This is a genomic window from Oribacterium sp. KHPX15, from assembly GCF_900107835.1.
GTDB lineage: Bacteria > Bacillota > Clostridia > Lachnospirales > Lachnospiraceae > Oribacterium.
Window position 1 is genome coordinate 1 of the sequence record NZ_FNRG01000084.1, and the last position, 1294, is coordinate 1294.

Annotated in this window: 1 protein-coding gene; it reads left to right on the plus strand. The window is 39.0% G+C overall.

Features of this window, described 5'->3' with window-relative positions; genetic code table 11:
- On the plus strand, positions 1–960 hold a 960-nt coding region (locus BLV86_RS18070; RefSeq protein ID WP_090820139.1), incomplete at its 5' end, for a hypothetical protein.
- Positions 961–1294 lie beyond the last annotated feature (334 nt).

A 1294-nucleotide genomic window follows, 5' to 3' on the forward strand; every position in this document is an offset into this window, starting at 1 on the left:
CCCGATAAGATCCGGCTGGATATGACGGTAAAAAATATCCTTGCATATAAACCATTGCTTGCGAGGATTTTCAAGGAAGTTGTATCTGAGTGCCGGGATATGAATTATGACGAGATTGAAGCCTGTATAGAAGGTGATGTTCTCGTCAGTAAGGTTTATGTTGACAGCGGGCTCACCAATGCAGGTGAACGTATTGATGGTTTGAATACCGAAGCGTATTTGAACGAAGAAGGTCTGGACAGATACGATATACGCACGTATCTTAGATTGCCTGGCAAAGGTGGGTCAGAGTTTATAAAGCTCATCATAAATCTTGAAGCACAAAATGAAGATAAGCCAGGATATGATTTACCGCTAAGAGCCTTATTCTATTGCTGCCGTATGATTTCGGCACAGCAGGGAGTTGAGTTCACAACGGACAGTGATGACCCCGTAAAGTATGGGAATATAAAGAAGGTGTACTCCATCTGGCTTTGCACAAAAGCGGCGCAGATCAGAGCAAATTCAATTGAGGTTTATAGTATTGACAAAAGTTTTTTGTTTGGTAGTAATTCAGATGATCCGAGGTATGATATTCTCAATGCGATCATCATCTATATCAGTAAAAACCATGACCACGAGAATGCCGAGAATGAAATGATTCGGATGCTTACAGATCTGTTTGATAAACGGATCACTGGAGCAGAAAAGGTTATGAAACTAAAGTCAGTTTATGGTCTTAAAATGACAAGAGAAGTTGAAAGTGAGGTGAAAGGTTTGTGTACTTATGCAGATGCTATTGAGAATGAAGCAACAGCCAAAGAAAATGAACGTGGACTTAAGGCGTTAGTTAAGAGTCTAAAGGTATATGTTAAAGACTTTGATGAGTTATATACCGCAGTCACAAATAACGAAAACTATGAAAATGCTTCAAGAGAAACTGTAATGAAGTATTATAATGAGACTACTGTAAGCTCATAGTTTATTGCAGCCGATAATATTTTTTTGAATCTCACATCGAGAACTGATCTCGGTGTGGGATTTTTTTTACACGATATCATGAACATAATAAACCACATCCCGTTTTCCTTGAATCATCCAGGTCCACCCGTGTCTGAATACTTGTCATCTCAACAATATAGTTACTGTTCACTACCCAGCCAATTTAAGTAAATAAGAGGGATACAGAAGATGTATTGCTTTGTTTTTTGAATGGAAACGTTCACGGCGTTGTAGTGCATGAGCTTCCTGAAGAGTCATACTGTTCCTCCTGATAAGGGTTAAGCATTGATACGGTCGAGTTCTTTCTTAAGTG